We start from the raw sequence: 3946 nt of genomic DNA, 5'->3' as shown, positions 1-3946 counted from the left end.
TCGGTGCCAAAAAAGCTGGTTTGTTGGTACTGATCGGTGTCCGTGAGCATCATTATCCTTGAGTATTTCGACCAGAAATTTGGATCAGAATAGCGAAAACTGGTCGAAATGGCTATGTCATATATCCACGTAATCCTAGTGCCACAAGGTCTGGAGACTTTTTTCAGGGTCGACTATTTAAAAAATACTGAATCTCTCATAAAAAAGCTTGACACTAGATTATGGAATCTATATTGTGCGCCACCTCGACGCGCTCGTAGCTCAGCTGGATAGAGTACCTGGCTACGAACCAGGCGGTCGGAGGTTCGAATCCTCCCGAGCGCGCCATATAAATCAAGGACTTAGGTCTCACGGCCTGAGCCCTTTTTGTTGTGCTGCAAATTAAATAGGGCAATCACTCAAAACCTGTATATACAGCCAGCCCCTTTTTGCCCCCTTCGGTGGTACCGGATTGACGCCTTAACTACCCCCTCCACTATCAATTCCTGACCTCCCCATATCGGAATTGATGAGTACTTCTCATTAGCGGACACTAATTACCCACAGCGCCTATCAAGGATTTTGCAAGTAAGCTGACCATCAAGGGCCCCTACCACACCATCAACATTCGCCGGTGTAAGTGACCTATCAATAATGAGCACGTAACGGTCAAAGGTACCAACCCCTTGCATTGAGTCACAATTAGCCCGAGCCATAAAGGTGGCAGGTAGATTTGCTATCAAATACTCAGCGAGACTTAAAGCAGTCTCTTTACGACCCTTTTCCGGCTGCCGTACAACATATCTAATGTTGTGTATCCCAATTATTAACCCGGCGGCCCTATAGTTCTGTATAATATCCCCAACTTGCCGATTTATATATGCAGGTTGCATAAGAACGAAAAAATTCATCGGAGATTAAACCTCTTTGATTCCTTATTTTTAAACTCGATCATCACTCAACCGCGAGCTTGGTTAGCCCTTCTCATACAATTTCTCTTCAAAGGAACCTATTAAAATTACATTTTCATGAGTTTTAGTGCACTGCAGACCCCATTATTCGGATTAGGTAGGCACCGAAATAGTAATTTTTAAAGGTGCCTTTAAGTTATGCTGACGTATGGACTATTTCCAGGCGTCATAAACTTCAAATACTAACTTAAACAGATAGCAGACCTCTCAGGATCACATCAGTCTCTCTGCTAGGTGATGGGCGATAAAGCCAAGCAAAAGAAACGCATTCCATTCTGAGCCAAACCATTTTGCGGGAAAAAATTCCCATCTGCCGCTTATAGCTTCGTGTAAAAACTCTCCTTCCCACCACAACAGAAAAGTTAAAAGCTACTCTATAAGGGATTTTCACTTACAGAGGTTTGAAAAAGGAGTCCAATATGAAAGGCGATACATTGAAGTTGATAGCCTGTTTACAGGCTGTAGGTATATTTATTTCCGGGGCGCTCCTATCTAGTAACGCCATAGCTGTTGAATGCGGAGACACCATCTATTTCTCCGTCACAATGAATAAAAATCTTGACTGTGAACTAAGCCAAACAAACCCTGTCGCACTAACCATAGTAGGTCCGACAGGTAATCTTGACATGAATGGGAACAAAATAACCTGCTCAACACAAACTCCCAATGTAACTGGTCTCACCGCCATTGTTCTACAGGGTTCAGGTGGTCAAGTAAGGAATGGTATTCTCAAGAACTGTATTGATGGTATTGCTGCTGAGGGGCAGGGTTATCATCAAATTTCTAACATGGAAGTAATTAATGTCATTAGAAATGGGATTTTCTTATTTAGTGATAGCAACACACTTAAGAATACCTCTGTCAGTGGAGCTGCTGGATCAATGGACGCAGATGGACTTGAGGTTCTCGGAAATGCCAACACCATTTCCCAGTGCACCTTCCTTGGCGACGGGGATGAAGGTATAGAAATAGGCGGTCAGTTTAATACTTTGACCTATAGCTATGTGGAAGGGTTTAGCGAAGATGGGCTAGAATTAGACGGAAGTTACGCTACCATCTCCCATAATACATTTAAAAATAACGGCGAAACTGGAATACTTATCAACGGTAACTTCTCGACGATTGGGCAAAACCAATCTACAGGCAATGGACAAGTAGGGATCGATATCAGCGGTGGATCGAATAATACAATTAGCCATAATACTGTAACACATAATGGCTCGACAGCCTCTTCTGAGTTTGGTGGCATTGTAGTTACCGATTCTGATAGCTCCGGTAATCTTATTCTGGGCAATATTGCTTCAGAGAACCTTCAATATGATCTTATCGATTTATTCGATCCTACTTGCTCTGGAACCAATATCTGGCTAGACAACCAATTTGGAACTGCCAACCCAGACTGTTTAAAGTAACCCCTATAGAAATTAGCTTTCTAATCAATCATAACCAGAAATAGTAAAAGAGGGACCAGTCCCCTCTTTTGCTTTTAGAATAACCAACATCCAAAATTACTGATGCTCTACTTCCGTCAGGTAAAACGACCACGGCGGGTTTGAACTGAAGCAATCCTAGCATAAGCTTATTTAGGTAGTTTCATGAAAAATCCTCTCCATGCCCACATACTAACGGCTGGAGACCGCAAGGTCAGGTAAAGTAATCTATGCTTAAAAACTCCCTATTAATCGTCTTGGCAATCTTGATTATCTATACAGGTTCTGCCTATGTTTACAACAATTATTTTACTCAATCAATAACCTTCGACAAGAAATCCATAGGCCTAAAACAGATAAAAGATACAACTAATATACGGAAAAAAGATACCATTAATATTCTAATTATTGATGGTGGCGGAGTTCGCGGCTTGATTCCACTCTATGTACTCAAGTATATAGAGAGTAGATTAGATATACCGATCACAGAGGCCTTTGATATTTATAGCGGGGTCTCTACAGGCGCAATTATCGCAAGCGGTATCAATATTCCAAAAGAATTTATCCCCTCCCGCTACAAGAATAACCTCTCCACAACCGAGTACTTAATAGAGCTTTACAAAGAAGAGAGTGATTACTTATTTTCATCTCCTTGGTACCATAAGGTGCTAACCGGGGCAGGACTTTTTTCTCCATCATATCTAGGGGATCGCCTGCACCAAATATTGGAAAAGCATTACACCAAAAGTCTTTCTTTTACAGAACTAAAGAACTATGTCATTATTCCGACCCTGGACATTCACAGCGGAGAAGTTCACCTATTTAAGAATCGTGGGAACGCGGTGTACCAACTACCAACTAATAGTTTGTACCAATTGATTACAGCTGCTGTAAGCGCCGAAACGGCTTTTCCACCTGTAGCTTTTAGATCTGCAGGTCAAATAAACCAGCACAGTTACTTTGCAGATGCCGCCCTAGCCATGAACAACCCAACTAGCATTGTCCTCCTAGATGTTGTTCGTCAATTTCCAGATAAAAACTACTATATACTGATTCTTGGAGCTGGAAGTCCACCACTGACCAGTACCAATGTGGAGTATAGTGAGCTTAAAAACTGGGGGCGTATGCGCTGGATTCGAGATGCTCTTTCCACCTTACAGATACATATGGATCACCAGCAGATCTATGCCCTAGAATTGGCCAAGCTTCTTTCAAGGGAAGGAAGAATTACATACCACTACCTGAATGTTGAAGTCATCAACCCCTTTGTTGACGTCTTTGAATATGATTCAATCAAGCATCTTAAAAAACATGCAAATCGATTGATAGAGAGTAATGAGGAGAAAATTCAGGAAATCATTCAGAGCCTCACTCCGCAGAAAACACCTGCTGCCCACCTCCCAACCGAACAATTGCTGATAGTTCAATGAACTTAATAGATTTATGGGCTTAAAAGGAGGCAGACGATCAACTATGGTGTAGTAGTTCAGACTTGATCTGACAGTTACCGGTTTTTCAGAAGGTGCTTTGTCAGGTCAAATTCAGTTTACGAGTTTTTCCTTCCAG

At 41.9% G+C, this 3946-nt stretch carries 3 protein-coding genes and 1 tRNA gene; 3 read left to right on the top strand and 1 reads right to left on the bottom strand.

The features are described 5' to 3' along the window. The first annotated feature begins 250 nt into the window (after positions 1-250). Positions 251-327, top strand: a tRNA-Arg gene (locus ACCI49_RS23875). Positions 328-536: 209 nt separating this feature from the next. Here the strand turns inward: ACCI49_RS23875 and ACCI49_RS23870 are convergent. Beyond that, positions 537-872 carry a LexA family protein gene (locus ACCI49_RS23870; protein WP_371841749.1) on the bottom strand — a complete coding sequence of 112 codons (336 nt, stop codon included), beginning with the start codon at positions 870-872 and terminating at the stop codon, positions 537-539. A 497-nt stretch (positions 873-1369) separates the two neighbouring features. On the opposite strand from ACCI49_RS23870, the gene ACCI49_RS23865 reads away from it, so the two are divergent. Together ACCI49_RS23865 and ACCI49_RS23860 are read left to right on the top strand one after the other, a co-directional pair. Next, positions 1370-2362 (top strand): right-handed parallel beta-helix repeat-containing protein, encoded by a 993-nt coding sequence (locus ACCI49_RS23865; RefSeq protein WP_371841748.1) that lies wholly within the window; start codon positions 1370-1372, stop codon positions 2360-2362. 248 nt (positions 2363-2610) lie between these two features. Then, positions 2611-3810: a patatin-like phospholipase family protein gene (locus ACCI49_RS23860; protein WP_371841747.1), complete on the top strand. Its 1200-nt coding sequence runs from the start codon at positions 2611-2613 to the stop codon at positions 3808-3810. Positions 3811-3946 lie beyond the last annotated feature (136 nt).

The sequence above is a fragment of the Microbulbifer epialgicus genome (assembly GCF_041447265.1).
Classification (GTDB): Bacteria; Pseudomonadota; Gammaproteobacteria; order Pseudomonadales; family Cellvibrionaceae; genus Microbulbifer; species Microbulbifer epialgicus.
The sequence above is the reverse complement of the archived record's forward strand: the minus strand, read 5'-3'. Positions and strand labels throughout refer to the sequence as shown.